This is a genomic window from Mucilaginibacter sp. (assembly GCF_039207105.1).
Lineage (GTDB): Bacteria > Bacteroidota > Bacteroidia > Sphingobacteriales > Sphingobacteriaceae > Mucilaginibacter.
Window position 1 is genome coordinate 1 of record NZ_JBCECK010000075.1, and the last position, 25,164, is coordinate 25,164.

22 protein-coding genes are annotated in these 25,164 nt (G+C 42.0%); 10 read left to right on the plus strand and 12 right to left on the minus strand.

Annotation, left to right across the window (positions count from 1 at the left end; all coding sequences use genetic code 11):
- Positions 1–341: 341 nt before the first annotated feature.
- Positions 342–866 carry a hypothetical protein gene (locus AAGC65_RS15510; protein WP_343113373.1) on the plus strand — a complete coding sequence of 175 codons (525 nt, stop codon included), beginning with the start codon at positions 342–344 and terminating at the stop codon, positions 864–866.
- 48 nt (positions 867–914) lie between these two features.
- On the opposite strand, the gene panD is transcribed toward AAGC65_RS15510, so the two are convergent.
- Complete coding sequence (gene panD, locus AAGC65_RS15515) at positions 915–1,265, minus strand: aspartate 1-decarboxylase (protein WP_343113374.1); 351 nt, start codon at positions 1,263–1,265, stop codon at positions 915–917.
- Positions 1,266–1,409: 144 nt separating this feature from the next.
- Complete coding sequence (gene panC, locus AAGC65_RS15520; protein ID WP_343113375.1) at positions 1,410–2,240, minus strand: pantoate--beta-alanine ligase; 831 nt, start codon at positions 2,238–2,240, stop codon at positions 1,410–1,412.
- Between the two features lie 238 nt (positions 2,241–2,478).
- Between panC and AAGC65_RS15525 the strand changes: the two genes are divergently transcribed.
- The 3 genes from AAGC65_RS15525 to glmS all read left to right on the plus strand — a co-directional run bounded on the left by AAGC65_RS15525 (position 2,479) and on the right by glmS (position 6,744).
- Positions 2,479–3,303 carry a glycogen/starch synthase gene (locus tag AAGC65_RS15525; RefSeq protein WP_343113376.1) on the plus strand — a complete coding sequence of 275 codons (825 nt, stop codon included), beginning with the start codon at positions 2,479–2,481 and terminating at the stop codon, positions 3,301–3,303.
- A 15-nt stretch (positions 3,304–3,318) separates the two neighbouring features.
- Complete coding sequence (locus AAGC65_RS15530; protein ID WP_343113377.1) at positions 3,319–4,716, plus strand: DUF4270 family protein; 1,398 nt, start codon at positions 3,319–3,321, stop codon at positions 4,714–4,716.
- 192 nt (positions 4,717–4,908) lie between these two features.
- Positions 4,909–6,744 carry a glutamine--fructose-6-phosphate transaminase (isomerizing) gene (gene glmS / locus AAGC65_RS15535; RefSeq protein ID WP_343113378.1) on the plus strand — a complete coding sequence of 612 codons (1,836 nt, stop codon included), beginning with the start codon at positions 4,909–4,911 and terminating at the stop codon, positions 6,742–6,744.
- Positions 6,745–6,949: 205 nt separating this feature from the next.
- Here glmS and AAGC65_RS15540 read toward each other — a convergent pair whose 3' ends face one another.
- The gene (locus tag AAGC65_RS15540; RefSeq protein ID WP_343113379.1) at positions 6,950–8,449 is read right to left on the minus strand and encodes a catalase; all 1,500 of its coding nucleotides are present in this window, start codon (positions 8,447–8,449) and stop codon (positions 6,950–6,952) included.
- Between the two features lie 90 nt (positions 8,450–8,539).
- On the opposite strand from AAGC65_RS15540, the gene AAGC65_RS15545 reads away from it, so the two are divergent.
- From AAGC65_RS15545 to AAGC65_RS15555, 3 genes are all read left to right on the plus strand, one after another.
- Positions 8,540–9,475 (plus strand): LysR substrate-binding domain-containing protein, encoded by a 936-nt coding sequence (locus tag AAGC65_RS15545; protein ID WP_343113380.1) that lies wholly within the window; start codon positions 8,540–8,542, stop codon positions 9,473–9,475.
- Between the two features lie 116 nt (positions 9,476–9,591).
- Positions 9,592–12,009, plus strand: a complete 2,418-nt coding sequence (locus AAGC65_RS15550; protein ID WP_343113381.1) for a TonB-dependent receptor — start codon at positions 9,592–9,594, stop codon at positions 12,007–12,009.
- A 9-nt stretch (positions 12,010–12,018) separates the two neighbouring features.
- Complete coding sequence (locus AAGC65_RS15555) at positions 12,019–13,176, plus strand: PepSY-associated TM helix domain-containing protein (protein ID WP_343113382.1); 1,158 nt, start codon at positions 12,019–12,021, stop codon at positions 13,174–13,176.
- 185 nt (positions 13,177–13,361) lie between these two features.
- Here the strand turns inward: AAGC65_RS15555 and AAGC65_RS15560 are convergent, their stop codons facing one another.
- The 6 genes from AAGC65_RS15560 to AAGC65_RS15585 form a co-directional block, all read right to left on the minus strand.
- Positions 13,362–14,201: a methyltransferase domain-containing protein gene (locus AAGC65_RS15560; RefSeq protein ID WP_343113383.1), complete on the minus strand. Its 840-nt coding sequence runs from the start codon at positions 14,199–14,201 to the stop codon at positions 13,362–13,364.
- A 107-nt stretch (positions 14,202–14,308) separates the two neighbouring features.
- Positions 14,309–15,331, minus strand: a complete 1,023-nt coding sequence (locus AAGC65_RS15565) for an asparaginase (protein WP_343113384.1) — start codon at positions 15,329–15,331, stop codon at positions 14,309–14,311.
- Between the two features lie 39 nt (positions 15,332–15,370).
- Positions 15,371–16,138: a TatD family hydrolase gene (locus AAGC65_RS15570; RefSeq protein WP_343113385.1), complete on the minus strand. Its 768-nt coding sequence runs from the start codon at positions 16,136–16,138 to the stop codon at positions 15,371–15,373.
- Positions 16,139–16,186: 48 nt separating this feature from the next.
- Positions 16,187–17,188, minus strand: coding sequence for an FKBP-type peptidyl-prolyl cis-trans isomerase (locus tag AAGC65_RS15575; protein ID WP_343113386.1), 1,002 nt, complete (start codon positions 17,186–17,188; stop codon positions 16,187–16,189).
- Positions 17,189–17,250: 62 nt separating this feature from the next.
- Positions 17,251–18,216 carry an FKBP-type peptidyl-prolyl cis-trans isomerase gene (locus AAGC65_RS15580; RefSeq protein WP_343113387.1) on the minus strand — a complete coding sequence of 322 codons (966 nt, stop codon included), beginning with the start codon at positions 18,214–18,216 and terminating at the stop codon, positions 17,251–17,253.
- Between the two features lie 14 nt (positions 18,217–18,230).
- Complete coding sequence (locus AAGC65_RS15585; protein ID WP_343113388.1) at positions 18,231–19,241, minus strand: DHH family phosphoesterase; 1,011 nt, start codon at positions 19,239–19,241, stop codon at positions 18,231–18,233.
- A 122-nt stretch (positions 19,242–19,363) separates the two neighbouring features.
- On the opposite strand from AAGC65_RS15585, the gene AAGC65_RS15590 reads away from it, so the two are divergent.
- Both AAGC65_RS15590 and AAGC65_RS15595 read left to right on the plus strand, forming a co-directional pair.
- Complete coding sequence (locus AAGC65_RS15590) at positions 19,364–19,783, plus strand: nucleoside-diphosphate kinase (RefSeq protein WP_290325817.1); 420 nt, start codon at positions 19,364–19,366, stop codon at positions 19,781–19,783.
- Positions 19,784–19,926: 143 nt separating this feature from the next.
- On the plus strand, positions 19,927–20,121 hold the full coding sequence (locus tag AAGC65_RS15595; protein WP_343113389.1) for a hypothetical protein: 195 nt from the start codon (positions 19,927–19,929) through the stop codon (positions 20,119–20,121).
- Here the strand turns inward: AAGC65_RS15595 and AAGC65_RS15600 are convergent.
- The 3 genes from AAGC65_RS15600 to AAGC65_RS15610 are packed head-to-tail and all read right to left on the minus strand — an operon-like array spanning position 20,108 to position 22,640.
- The gene (locus tag AAGC65_RS15600) at positions 20,108–20,398 is read right to left on the minus strand and encodes a DUF721 domain-containing protein (protein WP_343113390.1); all 291 of its coding nucleotides are present in this window, start codon (positions 20,396–20,398) and stop codon (positions 20,108–20,110) included. The two genes, AAGC65_RS15595 and AAGC65_RS15600, sit on opposite strands and share 14 nt — an antisense overlap.
- Complete coding sequence (recF, locus tag AAGC65_RS15605; RefSeq protein WP_343113391.1) at positions 20,391–21,491, minus strand: DNA replication/repair protein RecF; 1,101 nt, start codon at positions 21,489–21,491, stop codon at positions 20,391–20,393. Before recF ends, AAGC65_RS15600 begins: the two co-directional genes overlap by 8 nt.
- A 51-nt stretch (positions 21,492–21,542) precedes the next feature.
- Positions 21,543–22,640, minus strand: coding sequence for a tellurite resistance/C4-dicarboxylate transporter family protein (locus tag AAGC65_RS15610; protein WP_343113392.1), 1,098 nt, complete (start codon positions 22,638–22,640; stop codon positions 21,543–21,545).
- Positions 22,641–22,820: 180 nt separating this feature from the next.
- Between AAGC65_RS15610 and AAGC65_RS15615 the strand changes: the two genes are divergently transcribed.
- The gene (locus AAGC65_RS15615) at positions 22,821–24,491 is read left to right on the plus strand and encodes a molybdopterin-dependent oxidoreductase (RefSeq protein ID WP_343113393.1); all 1,671 of its coding nucleotides are present in this window, start codon (positions 22,821–22,823) and stop codon (positions 24,489–24,491) included.
- Positions 24,492–25,164: the final 673 nt, after the last annotated feature.

Consider the following 25,164-nt stretch of genomic DNA (forward strand, 5'->3'; position numbering starts at 1 on the left):
TTTCCTATGCACTGAAGGCGAGAAATCCCGACCTCAGTGTCGGGGTGCAAAGATAGAGTTTTGTTAAAATTTTTCGCCTATTTTTTTATAAAATTTTTCAAACGCTTTATTTGCCGATATTTTAATGTTTTATAGGGTTTAAAATAATATTAAGATTATAAAAAATATGTATTTTTAAGTGATATAAAACTAACCAGTTCAAGTAAGCCGCAATTGTATTTTAAAGTCTTTTATTAACAATCGGTTTTATGAAATATATTACTGAGCTTTATTACGTAATTTACACTGCAAAGACAATTGAGCTTTATATGTAGTGCAAAGGATAAATACCTGAATTTAGCATGATAAAGAAACCTACATTCATTTTATTGGCTTCCGCTTTATTTTTAGGGAGCTGTGCCATGATGCAAACCATAGTGAAATCGACTTTTCCGTATACTGCTAATCTAAGTATCCCAGCTTCGGCCAAAGTAGGCGAACCGAATACGGCCATTAGCACGGCCAATAGTTTTGATCAGGATTTTACCAAAGATGGGAATAATGCGGGCAAGATCAGGGAAGTACGCATCATATCAGCCAGGCTTCAATCAAAAGATCCATCCAACTATAATATTGGCAATATTGTTTCTTTACGGGTATATATGGGTAAAACTGATGGCAGCGACGAAGTGCTTGTAGCCGTACGCAAGGATATTACCACCGCTGCTGGCAACAGTATTGTACTGGATATTGATAATTCGCACTTTTTAGATGAACTGGTACGCGAGCATAGCGTACGCATCAGAATGGTTTATCTGCTGCGTAAGGCCAGCGATACGGATGTGAACCTGAAGGTATCGTTAGGGATAGGTGCAGACCCGCGCTAAGGTTTCATTAAAATAAATTAGCGGCTTAAGTGCCGCTAATTTACTTTATTACTTGATCAATTTATTGTCCGGGTCTGGGAAAATTAATAGTGGTTCATAGGTGCGGGCTTCGGCCGGTTCCATGTACGCGTATGACATGATGATCACGGTATCACCTACCTGAGCTAACCGTGCTGCTGCACCATTAAGGCATACGGTGCCGCTGCCGCGCTCGCCCTTTATTACATAAGTTTCAAAACGGGCGCCATTGTTATTATTTACAATCTGAACCTTTTCATTGGGGATAATATTAGCCGCCTCGATCAGGTCTTCGTCAATTGTAATACTGCCCACATAGTTCAGCTCGGCCTGTGTTACCTTAACCCGGTGAATTTTGGACTTTAATACTTCAATAATCATGGCGCAAAGTTATAAATAAATTTAGTCGATAGCCCATAGTTGATAGTCCATAGATTGTAAAATGATTTGAGCCTGTAGTTCAGTTAATTGACCTATGGACTTTTTACTATGAGCCATGATCTATGAACCATTAACTATGAATCATCAATCAATTAACACATTATCTATCAGTCTTGTTTTACCAACTCGGGCAGCAACCAGGGCAACCACGGTTTTGCTTTCGGAGGTTACTGGGTGCAGGGTTTGGCCATCCACAATTTCAAAGTATTCCAGTTCAACCCCAGGCTGACTGCTGATCATTTGCCCGGCCTGCTGTTTTATGGCGGAGATATTATTGCTGTCAAAATTATTTTTTGCCCAGCTTAATGTTTTGGAAAGAATAAGCGCGTTTTCACGATCAAACGGGGTTAAATGGATATTGCGCGAGCTCATGGCCAGGCCATCATCTTCGCGCAGTATAGGGCACATCACCAGTTTAACCGGCATGTTCAATAATTCAACCATTTTATTGATCACTAAAATTTGCTGATAGTCTTTTTGGCCAAAAAAAGCAAAATCAGGCTTTATGATGCTGAATAGTTTATAGACCACCTGCGTAACGCCCTGGTAATGCCCCGGCCTGAATTCGCCTTCCAGTAAATGCTCCAGATCGCCCAGGTTTAAATGCCATTTCTCATTATCAGCATACATTTCATTAACCGGCGGATTAAACAAAACATCGCAGCCAGTTTGCTCCAGCATGTTAATATCGGCCGCTATTGGGCGTGGGTATTTTTCAAGGTCTTTGGGGTCGTTAAACTGCGTAGGGTTCACAAAAATGCTGCACACCACTTCGTTGGTACTTTGCTGCGCCTGCTTAATTAATGATATATGTCCCTGGTGCAGAGCACCCATAGTAGCAACAAATCCGGTTACCTTTTCGCCTTTGTTGGCAAAGTAGGTTTCAGTTTCTTTTTTGGTAGTAAATATTTTCATTAAAAGATTTGCCCTATATGGTTATAAAGCGAATAAAAGCCTTTAGTTCGATTTTTTATGACCTGCGGCCGTGTAAAATTTTTATTGCAATTACAGCAAAAAAATTTGGTAAAGGTGTGCATTTGCTTAAAAAATACCAAAAGTTACTTGCGCAATTCGTTGACAGTTCATATAATAATGCTTATATTTGCAGACTCAAATTTTTTGACTTCTTTACATATTTAATACTGATTAAGTGATGGGTAAATCTAAGCTTCTGTTTATAACTCATGAAATGTCTCCCTTTCTCGAACTCACTAAAATTGCCGAAATAACACGCCAACTTCCGCAGGCCATGCAGGAGAAAGGTTACGAGATCCGTATCCTTATGCCGCGTTTTGGTAATATTAATGAGCGCAGAAACAGGCTTCATGAAGTGATCCGTTTGTCGGGTATGAATATTATTATCAATGATAATGATAACCCGCTGATCATTAAAGTAGCATCTATCCCGGCGGCGCGTATGCAGGTGTATTTTTTAGATAATGAAGAATATTTTCAGCGTAAACATGTGTTTGGTGATAAAGATGGTAAGTTTTACGCCGATAACGATGAGCGTATGATCTTCTTTTGCAAAGGCGCATTGGAAACCGTTAAAAAATTAGGCTGGGCTCCAGACATTATTCACTGTCATGGCTGGTTAAGCGCGTTGGTTCCTGCTTATTTAAAAACTACTTATAAAGACGACCCTACCTTCAAGAATTCAAAAATCATTTACTCTATCTACGAAAATGATTTTAAAGAGAAAATGAACAGCGATTTTGTGAATAAAGCCATCATGAGCAACATGACAGAACAGCATGTGGAGGCTTACAGGGAAGGTACCAATTCTGCACTTTACGCGGGTGCTATCCAATACACCGATGGTATTGTTTTGGGCAGCGAAAATATAGATGCAGATGTGTTAAATAATGTTAAAAACAGCAATAAATCGGTTTTAGAATTTGATTCTACCGCAGATTTCGAAAATTATTACAATTTTTACGACGAAATTACCAACGACGAATTGGTGGATGTTGCTTAATCTTTAATATTATATATGAAATTTTTAAGATTAGACTTATTGACGCTGTTAATAAGTCTTTTTATTTTTAATAGTTGTAAACGCCAGGATGGGATAGGTTTAGGCATAACCCCTGAAAATCAGATCAATGGTAGCCTTATTGTTGATTCAAACGTGGTTGTTAACACCGTTGCGGAAGATTCGGTAGTAACTTCTGTGCTACCCAAAACACCGCTTGGCAATTTCGTTGATCCTGATTTTGGAACTACCGTAGCCAACGTAGCTTTAGGGCTTACACTCCCTAACGGTGCGGCGTATACAGTGCCTGCCGGTACACTAACTATCGACTCGGCAGTGTTGGTACTGCGCTATGCCAATGGTTTTTACGGTGATTCTGTTGCTACACGCTTTACTGCCAGCGTATACCAGCTAAGTGAAGTAGCCAACGCTCAAACCTATTATAATAACAAGCATTGGCAATACAATTCCGGTAATGTATTGGGTTCAAAAACCTTTATAGCACGTACACATGATAGCGTAACTATAGCCAGCATTCGCGATGCTAAGGTTGATACTATACAAAAAGTAGGGCCTCAGGTGCGTATACCATTCAGCAAGCAGTTTATTTATGATAACCTGTTTAATGCGAACGGCTCACAGCTAAACTCTCCCGGCCTTTTCCAGACCGCTGTAAAGGGTTTATATATTAAATTAGATAAAGGGCAGGCCTCCAATGTAGGTGGCATTATACAACTGGCACTTGATTCATCGCATTTAGATGTTTTTTACAAAACGGTAAACGGATCAACAATTGATACGGCTTCAACCATTTTGCCTTTTTCAACGCATAGTGCCGAAATAACACATAAGTATAGTGCAACTATTCAAGCGGCTTTAAACGCTACAACTGGATCACAAAGTACGTTTTACCTGCAGGGCCTTGCAGGCCTGAGGGCAAAAGTTAGCTTTCCTGGCCTAAGTCAGTTTAATCCTGATTCTATCGTACTTAACCGGGCCGAACTGGTAATTACACCGGTACCCAACTCCGGTATACCTTATGCGCCGTTGCCTAAGTTAACTATGTATAAGTTAGATATTGCTCACCAGCGTACGTATATACAAGATGCCTCTACTGCTGATATACGTAACCAAATTGCACAATTTGGCGGAGGGTATGATAAAACACATAAGCAGTACCGTTTCCTGGTTACCTCATATATTCAGGATTTGATACGTAAAAAAACGATAGACTACGGAACTTATGTGGCTCCTATTGATACTACAGAAATTACCTCTACTGCATCCGGAGGTGTAGCAACAACTAATATAGGGCCAAGCGCGCAAACTGCAGCTCGTACCATAGCTGTTGGCAGCGATAAAAATTCGCCTTATAAAATTAAGCTGAACATCATTTACACCCGCATACGCAAGTAAAAGAATTACATTTTAAATAAAAAGAAATCCCCGATAAGGGGATTTTTTATTTAAGCCAATTGCACTTTTTAAAATTTATTTTTAAGTGCCTGTAAACTCTACCCTTAAGTTAAAAAAATCAAAATAATTAGCGCGCTCGTGTGTTATATAGCTGATTATTTTTATTCAATTTGCATTTTATCAGATTAAATTATGTGTGGAATTGTAGGTTACATAGGTTATAGAGACGCTTATCCGATAGTTATTAAAGGGCTCCACCGGTTAGAATACCGGGGGTATGACAGTGCCGGTATCGCTTTACTGGATCAGGAACTTAAAGTGTATAAAAAGGCCGGGAAGGTTGATGACCTGGAACAATTTGTAAAGAATGTTGACCTGAAAGGGACAATAGGAATGGGGCACACCCGCTGGGCAACCCACGGTGAACCAAGTGACCGGAATTCGCACCCGCACTCATCCGGCGATAGAAAACTGACTATTATTCATAATGGTATAATTGAAAACTACGGCATCATTAAAGAAACCCTGCTGGCCAAAGGCCACGTTTTTAAAAGCGATACTGATACCGAAGTTTTAATTCACCTGATAGAAGATATACAGCAACAGGGAGGCCTTGACCTGCGCGATGCTGTACGTGTGGCGTTAAACAAAGTTATTGGCGCTTACGCCATCGTGATCATGAGCGCCGATGAGCCTGATCAGTTAATAGCAGCACGTAAAGGCAGCCCAATGGTTATTGGTGTAGGTAAGGGTGAGTATTTTATAGCATCTGACGCTACGCCTATTGTGGAGTACACCAAAAATGTGATCTATTTAAATGATAATGAAATAGCTTACATCCATCGGGATAATCTGTTGATCAAGAATATCGACAACTCTGTTCAAACCCCGTATATACATGAGCTTGACCTGAAGCTTGAAATGCTGGAAAAAGGTGGCTATGATCATTTCATGATCAAGGAGATATATGAGCAGCCGCGCTCTATCCGCGATTGTTTGCGTGGCCGTATTTATCCGCAGCAGGGTAAGGTGCAGTTAGGCGGGATCAAGGAGTATACCGAGAAGTTAAAAAATGTTGACCGTATTATTATCATCGCTTGTGGTACATCATGGCATGCAGGTCTGGTAGGCGAGTATTTAATTGAAGAATATGCCCGTGTACCGGTTGAGGTGGAGTATGCCTCTGAGTTTAGGTACCGTAATCCCATTATTACCGAGAAAGACCTGGTGATAGCCATTTCACAATCAGGCGAAACAGCCGATACCATGGCGGCCATTGAACTGGCCAAAGAAAAAGGGGCTACCATTTTTGGTGTTTGTAATGTTGTCGGTGCATCTATACCGCGTATTACTCATGCTGGGGTATACACCCACGCCGGTCCCGAAATAGGGGTGGCATCAACCAAAGCTTTTACCGCCCAGGTGAGTGTGCTTACACTTATTGCCTTTTATATAGCGCAGCAGCGAGGTACCATTACCCAAAGCAAGCTGGTAGAGTATTTAACCGAATTAAATGAAGTGCCGCATTTGGTAGAGCAGGCACTGAAATCAAATGACAGGATAAAGGAAGTTGCCGCAAAGTTTAAAGATTCAACCAACTGCTTGTTCCTGGGAAGGGGAAGCTCGTTCCCGGTGGCTTTAGAGGGTGCTTTAAAGCTCAAGGAAATATCTTACATCCACGCCGAGGGTTATCCGGCTGCCGAGATGAAACACGGCCCTATCGCTTTAATTGATGACGAAATGCCGGTGGTGTTCATCGCTACGCAGCATTCATCATACGAAAAAGTGATCAGTAACATACAGGAAGTAAAAGCTCGCAAAGGGCATGTAATAGCCATAGTTACTGAAGGTGATACCGAAGTAAGGAATATGGCTGATTATGTGATAGAGATACCTCAAACCAACGAGGCCTTTGTTCCGCTGGTAGCCACCATACCATTACAGTTACTGGCGTACCATATAGCCGTAATGCGTGGCTGTAACGTTGATCAGCCCCGAAACCTGGCTAAGTCTGTTACGGTGGAGTAGTGAGAGGGATTAAGCTAAACAGATTTGTCATTGCGAGGAACGAAGCAATCGCGAACTGTACAAATCCGCTAAGTATTGTTCGCGATTGCCACGCTACGCTCGCAATGACAAGATTTAAGAGTATAAAAAAGGTCCGGGCTGTATAGTCCGGACCTTTTTTATACGAGTTGTAAGGAATTAACTATTCCCTACTCACCACTCACTATCAAACCGAAGTCGGCATTTGCTTCATGGTTTCGTTCAGGTCAAGCTGAAGGCCTTTGGCAATGGCCATGCCCAGGTTGATATCTGCACGGAACCAGTGGCACAACTGACGGTTAACGATCAGGTCTTTTTTAGGTCCGTCAATACCGCTCATAGCACCTACAATGTTATTGATCAGTTCCTGTTTTTGCTGCTCACCCATCAGGCGGTATAAGGCACCCGGCTGGCTGTAATGATCGTTTTCGCCTTCGGCATTACGGTCATACCAATCGGCAACACCGTGGCCAAAATCCCAGGCTGGTTCTTTGTAGCTTTGATCTGGTTCAATATTATCAAAGCTGTTAGGGAAATAATTAGGTCCCGAACCGTGGTTGCCGTCAACGCGCATCACACCATCTCTTTCATAATTGCTTACCAGGTAAGGGCATTTGTTTACCGGAATTTGCTCATAGTTGCCGCTTAAACGGTAACGTTGCGCATCCGGGTATGAAAGTATGCGGCCCTGCAGCATTTTATCTGGCGAGTAACCAATACCATCAACCACGTGTGCCGGTGCAAAGGCAGCCTGCTCAACGTGCGCGAAGTAGTTATCAGGATTTTCATTAAGCTCCATCACACCTACGTCAATCAGCGGGTAATCGGCATGCGGCCAAACCTTGGTCAGGTCAAAGGGGTTAATGTGGTATGTTTGGGCATCGGCCTCTGGCATTACCTGTATTTTCAGGTCCCATTTCGGGAAATCACCATTGTCAATAGCTGTTAACAAGTCGTGTTGTGCAAAATCAGGTGCTTTGCCGCGCATATCACCGGCTTCCGCATCGGTGAAGTTTTTAATGCCCTGCTGAGTTTTAAAATGGAATTTTACCCAGAACCTTTCGTTTTGCGCATTGATGAATGAGAAGGTATGACTGCCGAAGCCATCCATATGGCGGTAACCATAAGGTGTGCCCCTGTCGCTCATCACGATCATTACCTGGTGCAGGCTTTCAGGGTTTAACGACCAGAAATCCCACATCATGGTAGCGCTTTTGCAGTTGGTATAAGGATCGCGTTTTTGGGTATGGATAAAATCGCTGAATTTTTTAGGATCTTTAATAAAAAATACCGGTGTGTTGTTACCTACCAGGTCCCAGTTACCATCCTCAGTATAAAATTTGATGGCAAAACCACGCGGGTCGCGCTCGGTATCAGCCGATCCCTTTTCGCCGCCTACGGTTGAAAAACGAATAAAAAGCTTAGTCTCTTTACCTATGGCATTAAATATTTTGGCACGGGTATATTTTGATATATCATGCGTGATGGTCAGCTTGCCATAAGCACCCGAACCTTTAGCGTGTACAACACGCTCCGGTATGCGTTCACGGTTAAAATGAGCCATTTTTTCATGCAGGATGAAGTCTTGTAACAGTATCGGTCCGCGGGGGCCGGCTGTTAAAGAATTTTCATGTTCCACATAGGGGATGCCGGAGGCCGTGGTTAATTTTTTCTTATTGGTTTCCATAAATAATTTGGTTGTCTCTGGTTCAAAAATGAATATAAAAATTTAATAGAAAAAATCAATAATTGTTATATTTGAATAGAATTTATCTATATGACAATTACACAACTTGAATATATTGTAGCTGTTGATACCTACCGGAGTTTTGTACTGGCAGCCGAGAAGTGCTTTGTAACACAGCCAACCTTAAGCATGCAGGTGCAAAAGCTGGAAGATACGCTTGGCGTTAAAATATTTGACCGTAGCAAGCAGCCGGTAACACCTACTGAGATTGGTATCGAGATCATTTCGCAGGCACGCGTTATGCTATCTGAAAGTGAAAAGATAAAGGAAATTATTACCGACAGGCAAAAAGAACTATCGGGTGAGCTGCGTGTGGGTATCATTCCTACAGTGTCACCTTATATATTGCCTAAGATCATACATGGGTTTATCGAAAAGTACCCGCAAGTTAAGCTTATTGTTTGGGAGCAAACTACCGAAGAGATTGTTCAGCAATTGAAACTGGGAATGATTGATTGCGGTATCATGTCGACCCCGCTGCATGAGAGCTCATTGACGGAGATTCCTGTTTTTTATGAAAACTTTGTGGCCTATGTATCCAAAAATAGTAAACTCTCCAAAAAGAAGAACATTAATCCCGATGATATTGATATGGAAGAGATCTGGGTGCTAAATGAGGGCCATTGCATGCGCGAGCAGGTATTGAATATTTGCCAGCGCCGCAAATCAACCAAGGGCTTTTTGCATTTTGAATATAATACAGGCAGTGTAGAAACCCTGAAACGTATGGTTGACCAAAACAACGGCGCCACCATTTTGCCCGAACTGGCCCTGGCCGAATTAAGCGATAAACAGTTAGATAAGGTGCGTTACTTTAAATCGCCGGAACCTGCCCGTGAGGTGAGCATTGTGATACAGCGTAACTTTTTAAAGCGCCGTATGATAGAAGCCCTGAAAAACGAGATACTTGAATTTGTACCCAAGCGAATGAAGAGTAAAAAGAAAAAAGACGTAATGGATATTTAACTAAGTGTTAAAAATACACTAAAACCACGGTTATTATTTAGAATTATTATCGATAATTTGGATTGTAAGGCATTGTGTCTTACTTTTGGCCATTGTTTATAATTAGTCTAAATAAAATGCAACAACCCCAACTTAATTTTTACAAAATATTTTCTCTTTCTATTTTAACTATCGCTCTCTTTTTTAGCTCGGTTAATGTACAAGCCCAGCAAATAAAAGGCACTATAAAAGGCCATGTAGTAATTCAGAGCGATGGCCCTGCCGAAAACGTTTCTATAACCCTAAAGGATACCAAATACGGAACTATCACCAACGAAAACGGCGATTTCAGCTTAAGGGCGCCCGAAGGGAAATACACTTTAATAGTATCTCAAATAGGCAGTAAACGTCAGGAAACAGAAGTTAATGTGGAGGCCGGACAAACTATCAACTTGCCCCAGTTTACCGTAAGCAACGCCACCAACACCTTACAGGAAGTAAGCGTGAGCGGAAACAAAGTAAACAAGTTTCAGGCTAAAAGAAGTGTGGATGTGGCTAAAATGCCGCTAAGCAATCTTGAAAATGCTCAGGTTTATTCAACCATTACTAACCAACTTTTACAGGAGCAACAGGTTTTTTCTGTGGATGATGCTTTAAGGAATGCTCCCGGTATACAAAAAATGTGGGAAGCTACCGGTAGGGGCGGCGATGGCGGCGCGTATTATAACTCACGCGGGTTTATTGTTCAAAGCCAGCTCAGGAATGGAATAGCAGGTAATGTTACTTCGACTATTGATGCTGTAAACCTGGATAGGATAGAAGTGATCAAGGGGCCTTCGGCAACTTTGTTCGGAAGTACTTTAACCTCATACGGAGGTTTAATTAACCGTGTAACCAAAAAGCCATATGAGTCATTTGGCGGCGAAGTTACTTTTGCAGATGGTAATTATGATTTTCATCGTGTTGCACTTGATATAAACACCCCTTTAGATCCTAAAAACAAAGTGCTGTTCCGTTTAAATACGGCATTTAATAATGATGGCAGTTTTCAAAATACTGGTTTCAACAGAAACTGGTCAATAGCGCCAAGTTTATTATATAAAGCTACCGACAGGTTAACTATTTCATTTGATGCCGAATTATTCTACAGTAAAAATATTGGTAAGTCTATCTTCTTTTTTCCCTTCGGACAAACCATTGCAGCTTTAGGACATGATCGTGCCGATGAGCTCAATCTTGATTATAAACAAAGCTATACCGGAAATGATTTGACCCAGACATCAAGAACAACCAACTTTTTTGGACAGGTAAAATATAAAATATCTGATGCCTGGACATCAAGTACCAATTTTAGCGCCAGTCATAGCTATTCAAATGGTTTCGGCCCTTACTTTTATTTATTGGCCGGCGATTCAATTTCCCGTAATGATCAGTCAACCCGTAACAGTACGGATGATATGATCGAGATACAACAAAATTTTAACGGCGATTTTAAAATAGGTAAATTCAGGAACCGTTTTGTTGGTGGTTTGGATTTTTACAGGGAAAACTCCAACCAGTTTTTCTTTGGCAGCACGCTTGATGCGGTTTCTACCGTGGGTAACCATGATTATTCAGGCTTCAATAAAGCTGCTATGGATGCTTTATATGCCGGAGGAACGTACGATTTTACTTATCCTTCTATCTACAAAATAAATACTTACAGCGCTTATATATCTGATGTATTCAATATTACCGATCAACTGATCGCGTCCGCGGCTTTACGTGTGGATCGTTTTGACAATAAAGGGAACTACAGCCCCGATACCAAAACTACTTCCGGCGGGTTTAAGCAAACGGCGTTTGCTTCAAAATTCGGGTTGATCTATCAGCCGGTGAAAGATCATGTTTCCCTGTTTGCCAACTATCAAAATGGTTTTAATAACCAAACTGGTACTACAGTTGATAACAAGCCATTAAAACCTGAGCAGGCTAATCAGATAGAAGGTGGTGTTAAGATTGATCTGTTTGACGGTAAGTTAAGCAGTACGGTAAGCTACTATGATATTAAAGTAAAAGATATTGTTCGCCCTTCAGATGTTCCAAACTTATCAGTACAGGATGGTACCCAGTTTAGCCGTGGTATTGAAGCCGAAATTATTGCCAACCCTATTGTAGGTTTAAATATAGTTGCAGGCTTTGCTTACAATGATTCAAAATTAGAGAAAACCGCTGATGCTACTGTAGAGGGTTTGCGCCCATCAACCGCGGGTTCGCCTTACCAGGCTAACTTTTGGGCAAGTTACCGTATTTCAAAAGGCGCGGTGAAAGGTTTGGGCTTTGGCTTTGGTGGTAACTACGCCAGCGACAATAAAGTGGTTAATAGTAAAACATTAGGGGTATTCATACTGCCGGCTTACACTGTTTTAAACTCATCTGTATTTTATGATGTAAGCCGTTACCGTGTTGGTTTTAAAATGGATAACCTTACAAACGAAAAATATTGGATAGGATATACAACTGTTAACCCCCAAAGATTAAGGAGTTACGCGCTTAGCTTCACTTACAAATTTTAAAACATCAACATGACCTTTAAAAAGATCATACTGTTTTGTCATCGCTGGCTCGGGTTTATATCCGGGCTGGTGGTGTTTATTGTGAGCATTACCGGCTGCCTGTTTTGTTTTCAGGATGAGATACAGGATGCCATGCAAAAGTACCGGCATGTGGAGGTACAGCATAAGCCTTATCTGTCACCATCTGTATTAAAAGCCGAAGCGTTAAAAGGCCGTAAAGGCGCTACGGCGACTTATATGTACTACTATGGTGTCGACAGGCCGGCTGGCGTGCTGGTGAATTTGCCTAAAGACGGTATGCTGTATGTGTACATGAACCCCTATACGGGGCAAATTCTGCATACAGAAAATCCGATGAAAAACTTTTTCATCATTGTAGAATATATACACCTGTACCTGCTGCTCCCTGCCAAAGTGGGGAGTCTGGTGGTTGGCATATCAGTTATCATATTTATGGTGATCATGATCACCGGGTTGATATTATGGTGGCCCAAACGCAAAAGCGATCGCAAACGCAGCTTCAACATCAAGTGGAATGGCCGCTGGCGCAGGGTAAATTATGATCTGCATAATGTGCTGGGTTTCTATGCCACTTCTATAGCTATCATATTATCCATAACAGGTTTATCTATGGTATTTGATTCTGTGCGCGAAGGTATTTATACCACCGCTAACCTCGGTCGGGAATATCCTTCGGAGAAAGAAATACTGAAATCAGATTCGCTGTTAAACGGGAAGGTAAATAATAAAACGGTTGTTGACCGGTCTTTTGCTGTAGCGCAGGCCCGTTCGCCCAAAGCCGAGATGTTTTTTATTAATGATGATGCTTCGGCGGCTGGCGTGGTAGGTATTAGTGCGTATGCGCAAACCCTGCACTATTATAATAGTGATGAATACATTTTTGAAAAGTATACCGGTAAGCTGTTAAAGCAAACCCCTCAAAGTAAAAAAAGTCCCGGCCTCAAGATGAATGAGATGAATTACGATCTGCACGTTGGACAAATAGGAGGGATAACTACCAAAATAATTGCCTTTTTGGCCAGCCTGATCTGTGCCTCGTTACCTATAACCGGATTTATCATTTGGCTGGGCAAACGCAAAAAGTCAAAAACAAAAACGGTAAGGAATGTTACGCATCGTAGGGTGCAGCGGCAACATCAGGCATAGTATAGCCTGTATCATTACTTGCGCTCGTTTATAACGAGTGCTTAAAATGGATTAGCGTTTTAAACGCAAGTCACTACAATGTGTAAGAAGGGCGATACAATCGCCGCCACACGTTAAGCACTCGTTATAAACGAGCGCAGGAGAGATTGTAAAAGCTCCTGGTGACTGAATTGAATTTAATAAGACTATTTTTCTAAAATTAAAATATCCTGAAAGAATACACCGGGATACTCTTTCCAGTTTCCCGGGTAATGTTGGATCATTTTTAAGCCTGATGCTTCTAAAAGTGTGTTGATGGCTTTTTGTGTAACACCAATTACATCTTCAGGGTTTCTGGCCAGTTTTGTTGTAAACCAGTTTTCTGAATCATAAGCTTTAACATCAAAAATCCAATCGTTTTGGTTTGTAAAATGGAATCTGCCTGTTTCATTACTCCTTTTTTTTAATGAGTCATTGTATTCATCATCTAAAACAAAAAAGGTAATAATAGCTTTTGCGCCTTTTTTCAGTACCCGGGCAATTTCATTAAAGTAGAAGATAGCATCGGTTTCATTTAAATGTGTCCACACGGATAGTGCTGTAACCAAATCCTGCGATCCGTCATTGATAGGCCAGGGGGCTAATATTGATGACTGAGTACTTGCATAAGAAGGATTGGCTACATTAAGATGTATAAAATTGTAGCTTTTAGATGTAAAATGAGATTTACAAAAATTGATATCATCGGTCATAACATCAATCCCGGTATAAACTCCTTCATCGAAGATAAATGGCTCCGACGCGATCCCAAGCAAACCGGTTCCGCAACCTATATCTAAAATTTTGTTGCCTGTTTTCTTTTCAAGAGTTTGATAAATAATGGTTTGAAAAATGCCTATAACATGTGCCCATTCCGCATAAGAAGTTTTTCCACCTCTCCTATTCTTGAAATCGGGAATTAATTTTATATTTTTAGTTCTTCTGATGTCTTGTTTATCCGCTTCAATAAACAGCTTGTCTAACCAGGGAAACAATTTTTTTTTCATATAGATGTAGGTACCCATTTTTAATTGGGTTGCTAATCTATTAAATAACAGGCATACTCAATAACAGATGCTTCGTTTCTCCGGTAACAATATAGGTGATGTTTCAGTTACGATACTGTGATCTCGCCGCGCAGGTCAAGCTCCATGTAGTGTTTTACTGTGGCAGGGTCGTCATACATGCCCAGCAGGAACATCATCTTGGTTACGGCCGATTCAAAGGTCATGTCGTAACCGTTGGCAACGCCAATATCTTTAAGCTGGCGACTGGTTTCATAGCGGCCCAGTTCAACACTGCCTACTTTACACTGTGATATATCAACAATAACCTTACCGCTGTCTATAGCGCCTTTAAGCAGGTCAATAAACCAGCTATCGGTAGTAGTGTTACCAGCGCCAAATGTTTCCATCACAATGCCGCGTACGTCAGAGTTTAATATAGTTTCAACCACTTTGGTGCCAATGCCCGGGTACAGTTTAAGTACAGCTACATCGCTCACCAGGTTGTTGTGGATAATGAGTTTAGATTCATCCTCCGGGTGCCTGATATCATTCGCACTGAAGCGCAGGTGTACGCCGGATTCGGCCAGTATAGGATAATTTGGCGATCGGAAAGCCTCAAATTTTGATGAATTATATTTAAACGCCCGGTTGCCCCTGAAAAGTTTATAGTCAAAGTAGATACACACCTCCGGTACACGTGCGCGGTCGGCTTTTTTTGATTTAGCGATTTCAATGGCCGTCATCAAATTTTCTTTGGCATCGGTACGTATGGCGCTGATAGGCAGCTGCGATCCGGTAAATATTATCGGTTTACCCAGATTTTCAAGCATAAAGCTCAGTGCCGAAGCCGTATAAGCCATCGTATCCGAGCCGTGTAATATCACAAAGCCGTCATTGTCATGATAGTTTGATTGGATAAGGCCGGCCAGTTCGGCCCAGATAGCCGGGTTCATGTTTGACGAATCAATGATCTCCTCAAATGAGTGTACCTTAATTCGGCAATTAAGTTTCTCCAGTTCAGGAACATTGTCCATTATTTGCTCAAAGTTGATAGGTTTAAGCACTTTAGTCACGGGATCGGTCATCATCCCAATTGTACCCCCGGTATAGATGATCAGTATCTGGCTCATTAAATAAGGTGTATGCTGTATGAATTTATTAAACAAATATTATATGCCAAACAACTGCCTGGAATTTTCGGTGGTTATACCGGCCACTGTTTCTACAGCTGTTTGATGCAAGTCCGCCACTTTTTCTGCAATGTAGATCAGGTATGAACTTTCATTAGGCTTGCCGCGGTACGGAACGGGCGTAAGGTACGGAGAATCTGTTTCTAAAACTATATGCTTCAGGTCAATTTCCGCTACAACTTTATCCAAACCCGAATTTTTGTAAGTTACCACGCCGCCTATACCCAGGTAAAAACCAAGGTCGGTTATTTTATGGGCCTGCTCCAGTGTACCGGTAAAACAATGGAATATGCCACGCAGGTTTTCGTCCTGCTCCTGCTGTAGTACTTCATATACTTCGTTAAAAGCATCGCGGCAGTGGATCACGATGGGTAGTTGAAGGCTTTTGGCCCAATCGATCTGCTGGCGAAAGGCTTCTATCTGCTCCTTCAGATGGGTTTTGTCCCAGTAAAGGTCAATGCCTATCTCGCCAATGGCATAAATTTTATTTTGCTGGTGCGCGTCGCGGATATCGTTCAGTTCCTGCTGCCAGTTTTCTTTTACCGAGCAGGGGTGCAAACCCAGCATGGCAAAGCACTGCTCCGGATAGGCATGTACCAGATCAAACATCAACGGTACCGATGCCATATCTACATTGGGCAAAAACAGGCGGTTTATATTGTTGCCAAGGCAGCGCTCCATCAACGCGGCGCGTTTGTCGGCAATAGTTTCGTAATACAGGTGCGTATGCGTGTCGGTTAATACCATAGTGCAAAAATAAAAAAGCCTTCTGTTTTTTGGCAGAAGGCTGGTATGCTAATTTGTCTTTTTACTTGGTACTGGCTTTTTGTACACCCGTTTTTTAGCCGGGTTCATGATGCCGGTTTTTGGCGCAAACTTGTGTTTGGCTGGTTTAACCTGTACCAGTTCCAGATCAAACAGTAAAGTGCTGTATGGGGCAATGTCTTCGCCTGCACCTCTTTCGCCATAAGCTAATGATGATGGAATGATGAGTGTAGCTTTTGAGCCTTCATTTAATAAAAGCAAGCCTTCGTCCCAGCCGGGTATTACCTGGCCCTGTCCCAATACAACGCTTATAGGCTCATATTTACGGCCCTGCTGATCCAGGTTAGCTTTCTTAGCTTCGGCCTCAACACTCGAGTCAAAAACCTTACCGTTAAGCGTGCGGCCAACATAATTTACCAGTACGGTATCGCCAGCCAGAGGTTTGCGTTTTACCGATGGACGGGTTACTATATATTTTAAACCCGATGCTGTGGTTAAAGGGGTTAATTTGTGCGAAGTGATGTAGCTGTTAGCTGCAGTGGTTTCGGCATCTTTCAGTTTCTGGCCTTCAGCTTTCTTTTCGGCAATGGCATCATTTAATGATTGTACCTTTTCAATTTTAAGGATGAAAGTTAAGTAGCTGCCTTTAGGGAAAAACGGAGGGCGCGACTCTTCATGACCTTTAAAAACAGAATCGGTTGGTACTTTAACCAGTGCGCTGTCTTTCACGGTTAATAAAGGAAATACATCCATCAAATCACCAACGTTTTGCGATGGTTGTATTTGTGCCTGCACAGGTTTACCCGCTTTATAGGTACTGTAAAGAATAGAGTCTTTATCGGTTTTTTGAATAAAGTTGAAGGTGATCACATCGTTCAGCTTTATTTTTTCGCCGGTGTTGTTGGTAAATAACTGGTAAAATCCACCCTTGGGGGTAGGCTGCATATTGGGCCTCGGCGTTGGGGCCTGGGCGTATGCGCCCAGTGTAAGCAGGCTTAGCGCGGGTAGCAGGATATAAATAATTCTTTTCATCGGTATATAATAAAAAAAGCCTTTTTGCCCGCGGGCAAAAAGGCTGTAGTGAATATTTTTAATTACTTAGCTGCCGGTGGAGCCATTTGCGGAACAACTGGCTTTGGGGCATTTGGATTAGGGTGAACCACGTTTACCATCTCCATTTCAAATACAAGCGGAGTGAAAGGAGCGATTGGGCCAATTCCCTGGTCTTTGTAAGCAATATCAGAAGGGATAATGAATATAGCTTTTGAGCCTTTGCTCAGCAACTGCAAGCCTTCGTCCCATCCTGGTATCACTTTAGCTTCGCCAACTGGAATACGGATAGGGGCAAACTGACGCATTGGGTCCATAGGCATTTTTGCTTTTTGTGCTTCTTCTTTAATGCTGGTATCAAATACTTTACCATTAACCATTTTACCGGTATAGTTTACAACTGCGGTATCGTGTACAGCAGGTTTTTCGCCGGTACCCGGGTTAGTGATCACGTATAACAAGCCTGATGGTGTTTTAGTAAGTTTCAGGTGGTTATCGTCAATGTATTTTTTGATCTTGGCTGGTTCCTGTGCTTTCAGGCCTTCCATTTGGGTTTTCAGATAATCGGTAACACGGCCTTGAAAAACCTGATCATTCAGGTTGCCTTTAGCAATTACTTTCTCAATTTTAACCTGAAACACCAGGTATTTGCTTTTAAAGTTTGGTGGACGTTGCTGACCGCCTTTAAATATCGAGTCGGCAGAGATTTTGAAGGTAGCGCTATCGCCCTCGCCTAATAAACTTATACCGGCAACCACATCACCTTTAGCCTGTGGTTTAGGCATTGCCAATCTGTTTGGCTGACCGCTTTCGTAAGTGCTGTTTAATACAGAGTCACCATCGGTTTTAACAACCATGTTCAGGCTCACAAAATCGCCTGTTTTAATTTTAGCCCCACCTTTTGAGGTGTGGATATTGTAAAGCAAGCCGCCTTCGCCTTGTTTAAATCCACCGTTGCAACTTGCTAAACCTATAGCCGCAAGAGACAAGAACATTAACTTTCTTTTCATTTTTACTGTTTTTCTTACTGTATTAATAGCTTTTTATATTCGGGTAAAATTAATTTAAATTGACTGATAACCTGTTCCAGGCTATCATTTGAAAAGCCCCCTGCCGCGTTGCGGTGACCGCCGCCGTTAAAATATTTTTTGCAAATTTCATTAGCCGGAAACTCACCTTTTGAACGAAGGGAAAGCTTAACCTTATCGCGGCGCTCAACAATAAACGCTGCCAGGCGTATGCTGGCCATTGATAAGGCATAGTTCACTATGCCTTCGGTATCGCCGGTGTTAACATCAAACTTTTCCAGATCTTCTTTGCCTACAGCTATAATAGCGGTATTATATTCCGGTAAAACCTCCAGGCAATTGGCCAAGCAATGCCCCAGGAACCTTAAACGGTTTTCTGACGCGCTATTGTATACCAGCTCATGTATGCGCCAGTTTACGGCACCCGCGTCAATCAGGTCGGCTGCGATGCGGTGGACGGCAGATGTGGTATTAGGCAGCCTGAATGATGCCGAATCGGTCATGATACCGGTATACAGGCAGGTGGCCACATCTTTATTAACTAATTCGGGGTGATGCAGCTCATTAACTATAAAATCATAAACCAGTTGGGCCGCCGCGCAGGCATTGATGTTCCAGTGGCGGTAATCATCAAAGTCTTCAGGCTCCAGGTGATGATCGATCATGATCTTATAGGCACTGCTTTGGCCTACCAGTTCGCCCATTTCGTTAATGCGGCTCAGGGCATTAAAATCAAGGCAAAATATTAGGTGCGCCTCGGCAATTAAACTGGCCGATAGCTCAGGCTGTTCGGTGTAGATGATAACTTCCTCATTGCCGGGCATCCAGCTTAAAAAATCGGGATAATCTGTAGGGGTAATTACTTTGGCATGATGCCCCTGCTGTATCAGGTAATTGTACAAACCTAACGACGAACCCATAGCATCACCATCAGGTTTATGATGGGTAGTGATCACTATTTTTTGAGGTTGTTCTAAAAGGTGTGTAAGCGCAGCTAAATCTAACATCAATTTTAAAAAAGAGTTGCAAAGCTAAATAAATAAATTAAATACAAACCATCTAATTTAATTCAAAACGCTTTATGTTACAGATGTAAAACCCTATTTTTGCGCCAATTTTAACAAAGAACATGAAAACTAACAGAACTTTTACCATGATTAAGCCTGATGCGGTTGCAAACGGGCATATTGGTGCAATTATAGACAAGATCACGAAGAGCGGTTTCAAGATCATCGCTTTAAAATATACTTCATTAAGCCCTGAAAAAGCCGGTCAGTTTTATGAGGTACATAAAGAGCGTCCTTTTTATAAGGATCTGGTTGGCTTTATGTCATCAGGCCCTATTGTTGCCGCTATTTTAGAAAAAGATAACGCTATTGAAGACTTCCGTAAACTGATTGGTGCTACCGACCCGGCTAAGGCTGACGAAGGTACTATCCGTCAAATGTTTGCCAAATCAATTGAGGCCAACGCGGTTCACGGATCTGACTCTGATGAGAACGCGGAGATTGAAGGAAACTTCTTCTTTTCGGCTTTCGAAAAATTTTAACTATAGTATAATTCAGAGGGCGTGATTCAGTTAATTATACCCTCTGAATTTGTAGTTTGGTACACGTTTTGTACGTTTACAAACCAACGAAGCTTTTTTCAAAGCTCAGATTTGTAAACCAGGTAACTTAAAAAGTTAATCGTATGAAACTGTTCTTGAAATGTATCATATACCTGTTGCTCATAGTTTGTTTAACTGCTGCAACCATATTGCTTTATAAAGCACACCCCGAAGTTCAGCTTGCTTTTATTATTCCCGGTATATTTATTATAGCCTACTCCATGATCAACGATGATATTGGTGTAAAGCATAAATTTCGTTTTTCTAAAGAAAAATAACTTCCTCTACCAATATACTGTTAGCCTTCTCGTTTATTTTATCCATGATCTGGTTACGCATCATCATCAGTTCGTTTTTGATAACGGATGATTCTATACGCAAAAACAGTTTCCTGTCGCGAATAAACAGCTCTTTAGTACGGTTGGCAACAGGTTTCCCCACCAGCTCGGGCCAGGCGGCCACTACAGCGGTTTCATCAAAGCGGCGTTTAATTTTATAAACGTTCAGCATTTGCTCAATAGCGTCCTTTAATGATTTGTCATTTGCTTTACGCATCTATCGCTCCTCCTGTCACTTTAAATAGTTTTACCGGTACGTTTATCTTATTAAAAATATCCTGAACGCGGTTCATGCTGGTATCAGTAATGAACACCTGCCCAAAATCATTGTTTGATACCATTTTCATGAGTTTGGTAACCCGCTCATCATCCAGCTTGTCAAAAATATCATCCAGCAGCAGCAAAGGCTTAAAACCTTTTTGCTGATATAAAAAGCTGTATTGTGCCAGCTTTAAGGCAATTAAAAATGATTTTTGCTGCCCCTGCGATCCAAACTTTTTCATGGGCATGCCATGTATATTAAACTGCAAATCGTCCTTATGTATGCCGGCGGTGGTACGTTCCAACGCTCTGTCGCGCTCCACGGTTTTTTTAAGCAGCGCCGCGAAATCATCATTCAGCAGTTGCGATTCATAAGTGAGTTCAACCTGCTCGGCGCCATCACTTAAAAAACTGTAATGCTGATTAAAAACAGCTGTAAATGTTTCCATAAAAGCCTTGCGCCGTTCAAATATCTTGTTGCCAGAGTTGGTTAGCTGCTCATCAAGTACCTCCAGCAGGCTGGGATCGTAACGCCCCGTATCGGCAATAAGCTTTAACAGCGCGTTACGGTTGGCCAGTACCTTATTATAAATGATCAGCTCATCCAGGTAATAATTATCGGTTTGCGATATTACATTATCAATAAACTTACGGCGTTCCTCGCTGCCTTCAGTAATAATGCTGGTATCGTAAGGCGATATCATGACCAGGGGCAACAGGCCAATATGATCTGCCAGGCGCTGGTAATCCTTCTTGTTGCGCTTAAACTGCTTTTTTTGGTTACGCTTCACCGAACAGGCCACTGCTTCGGGCTGATCGTTCTTGTTAAAAACACCGGTAACTATAAAAAAATCTGTCCCCTGTTTTATTTGCTGGCTATCTATCGGGTTAAAGTAACTTTTACACAGCGATAGGTAATGAATAGCATCCAGCAAATTGGTTTTGCCCGCTCCGTTATTACCGGCAAAGGCATTCACCCCCTCACTAAAAACAAGTTCGGCCTCCTGGTAATTCTTAAAATTAATAACTGACAGCTGTTGCAAATACATATGGGAGGGCAAATTTAATCAGAATTGTTCATTAGTTTGCCCGCATCTGTGTTAAGTTTCTGAAATATTTGGCTGTTGTTTTCCGGGGCGCTTTAACCTTGCAATACTCCGCACCATCCCAATAAATACTATAGCCCATGCACCCATGCTGAAATAAATAAAAACATGTGATACAGGCATTATAAAAGGAATACCAATAGCTTTTGACAGGTTATGGGTTGCTACGGCATACATGCCCGCCGGGAAAACCAGCGACCAATACTGCGGATCGTATTTGAGCGGGACCTTTTGAATAACATGCCGCCAAATGGGCAGCAAAATCAAAATGGGAATCCACCAGGTAGCAAACGCCCAGAACAATACGGTAAGCCCCGGCAAAAAATATTGAATACCCGGTATCCAATGGTTGTGCTGGCTGTACATGATCAATCGCGAGCCGGCAAGCGTGGTGATAGCCACGGCACCCATGTTTATCCAATACGGTGGGGTAAGCAGTTCGGCTTTCATGCTGATAAACAGCCAGCGGTAAATAATGAGCGAAATAAATACCATGTAGTGCATACCGCCAATTAAAAAAGCGCAAAAGGAAACGAATATCACCACATCTTTATAAAGCATATCACCTGCTACCAGCGTGCCCAGCACCGCAACCGATTCGGTGGCTACTACAATAAGCAGCCATGCACCGCTTAAACTTGTTTCAAGACCGTGTTTGGGTTCTTTGGCGGTTATCACCACAAAAAATGTATAGGTGATAATGACCCACAGTGCCAGGCCAAACTCCCATAAAAATATGGCTTCGTACTTATGCGAGGTCATCAACGCGAATTGATTGCCCAGTACATTGTTGGCGGCCACCATAGTTAAAAAGGTACCCCCGCGCGATGAACTGGTAATATCCTTCCACACATCATAAGGGTATTTGATGGCACGAGCCGCGAATATGAGCCACAGCGCCACATAAAAAACAATATTGGCTATAAATAATATATGCGCAAGCAATTTTAAATTATACAAAAAAGCGCCAATGGATACAATCCCGGTTGCCATGACCAGCGCGAAGTAACCCGGAAAAAACGTTTGCAACGAATGCCCGGTAATAGGTTCGCCGGGTTTGGTTAAAGGTGGTTTTTCATCAGCGTATGGCATATGATATCATAATTACCCGGGAGTTAATTTTTTTGGTTATAACCGGTTTATCATCAGTATTATTAGTAAATATCCATAAAATAATTTTTAACTTTAGCTTAACTGATGCTGTTTGAAAAATAAATAACAAGCTATTGTCCTGTGAGGTAGCATTGCGCCCATATCAATAACCCCTATTGTATGTTTACCAATTTTAACGCGAATGAACAGGCCGTGCATTTTCCGCCAGACAGGCGGGTGGTTGTTGGCCTAAAACCTTACATGTTTTACATCATTGGTCTGTTGTTGTTGGCCACTGTTGGTATCGCCTGGCTACAATACCTGGTTTGGGGCCTGCCTGTGGATCCCTCCGCATCCTTACCGCCGGTTACCGATGCCGATCCGCGTGGCTTTCCGTGGTGGATATGCCTGAGCCACTGGATCAATTTTTTCTTTTTAATTATCATCATCAGAAGTGGACTCTCTATTCTTGCAGATCATCCTCGGCTATACTGGAATAATAACTGCACACCCGATACGGAATGGATACGATTTACACCTTTGAATGTGAAGCGTGATAAAGTTTTAACAGCGAAAGATGATGCTCGTTACCTGAGCCCCGTTATTGGCCTGCCCGGTTACCGGCATACGGTAGGGCTGGCCCGCAGCTGGCATTTTATCAATGTGCCGTTTTTTCTGTTGAATGGGGTGTTGTTCATTATCATGCTTTTTTCAACCAACCAGTGGAAACGGTTGGTACCCGTGTCATGGCAAATTTTACCAGATTCATGGAATGTGTTTGTGCATTATGCTACGCTGAACATGCCTGTGGAGCCTAATGGCTTTTACCATTACAACGCGCTGCAGCAGCTATCTTATTTCGGGGTGGTGTTTTTGTTGGCGCCAATAGCTATGCTAAGCGGTATGGGTATGTCGCCGGCTATCGAAAACAGGTTTCACTGGGTGCCTAAACTGTTTGGTAACCGTCAGGGAGCCCGTTCTGTACATTTTCTGGTAATGCTGGGTTATTTGGTTTTTATAGTGATCCATGTAAGTATGGTGGTGGCCACAGGCCTGGCTCGCAATATGAATCATATAACCTCGGGTACCGATAATCCGCACAATCCGCAGGGTTTATATGCAGGTCTGGCTATTATTTTATTTACGGTAGCGTTTGGATTTTTTGCCCACTGGTTGTCATGGAAAAGGCCGCGGTTTTTACAACGTGTGCAGGCGGCTATTAATGGTAGGTTGTGGAGCCTGTCTATCAATAAATTTAAACCACATAGTTATTATAAGCAAAAAGATATATCGCCATACTTTTGGGCTAATGGCAAATTGCCTGAGTCGGAGGAGTGGCTTGGTCTGGCGCAAAACAATTTTAAGGACTACAAGCTCAAGATAAGCGGATTGGTTGAAAACCCGGTGGAGTTAAGTCTTGATGAGTTGATGGCACTCGGTAAGGAGCAAAACATTACCATGCACCATTGCATACAAGGTTGGTCGGGCATTGCGGAGTGGGGCGGCCTGCCCATCAGGGCGCTGGTGGATTTGGTTAAACCGCACCACTCGGTAACCACAGTTGCATTTTACTCTTTTGGCGAAGGGCTGTTTGGCGGTACATATTATGATACCCATACCATTGGCAATTGTGTGAAGCCAGCCTCGATACTGGCCTGGGAAATGAACTACGAACCCCTTACACCTGCCTTTGGCGCGCCGCTGCGTTTGCGTATTGAAAACCAGCTGGGTTATAAAATGGTAAAATGGATAGCCCGTATTGAATTTGTAGCATCGCATGAAGATGTAGGCAAAGGCTTTGGCGGCAAAAATGAGGATGATGAGTATTTTGATTTGCTGGCGAATACTTAAATTTTATTGGTAATCTCTTTGCGAATTTCTGATAATCAGTTAAGTTGCTTTGAATCCTGTAGATTATTTTTGGCTAAAGCCCTCTTACATATTTAATTCATTCAGTTAATGGTCGTTTTTATATTGCCCTGCACATTGAAACTATAAAACGGCAGTTTTTTTAAATCAGCTTGTTCATCGACTCACCCCGACATCGCTGCGCTTGTCGACCCTCTCTTCAGCTTCGCTGTAAAGAGGGTGAAATAAATATTTTCTTTGCTCCTTTATCCTTTATCTATTTTTCCTTATCCTCTTTCCGCCGCAGGCGAAGAGAGGGACGACAAGCGTAGCGATGTCGGGGTGAGTAAATTATACGCCATACAATTTCAAGATGATGCCTTTTGGTGAGCTATTGACTGTTGAAGTAGGTAAAATCTGATATTTTAATTCATTGCCATTGGCTTCAGCCAACGGAATATTAGTTTATGTGATAAGGGCTTTAGCCAAAATCTTTACGACAGAACATCTTAAAATAGATTTCTCCTGCACTCAAAAGCTTTCTTTATGCTATATTCACGGCTTATTTTACCAATATTAACCGTTTGTTTTTGCACTGGTAGGGGCTTATATTAAAACTGCAATTATTTAATTTAAAAGGTATTGCCAGAAATTATGAAAACCGTAACTTTGCAAA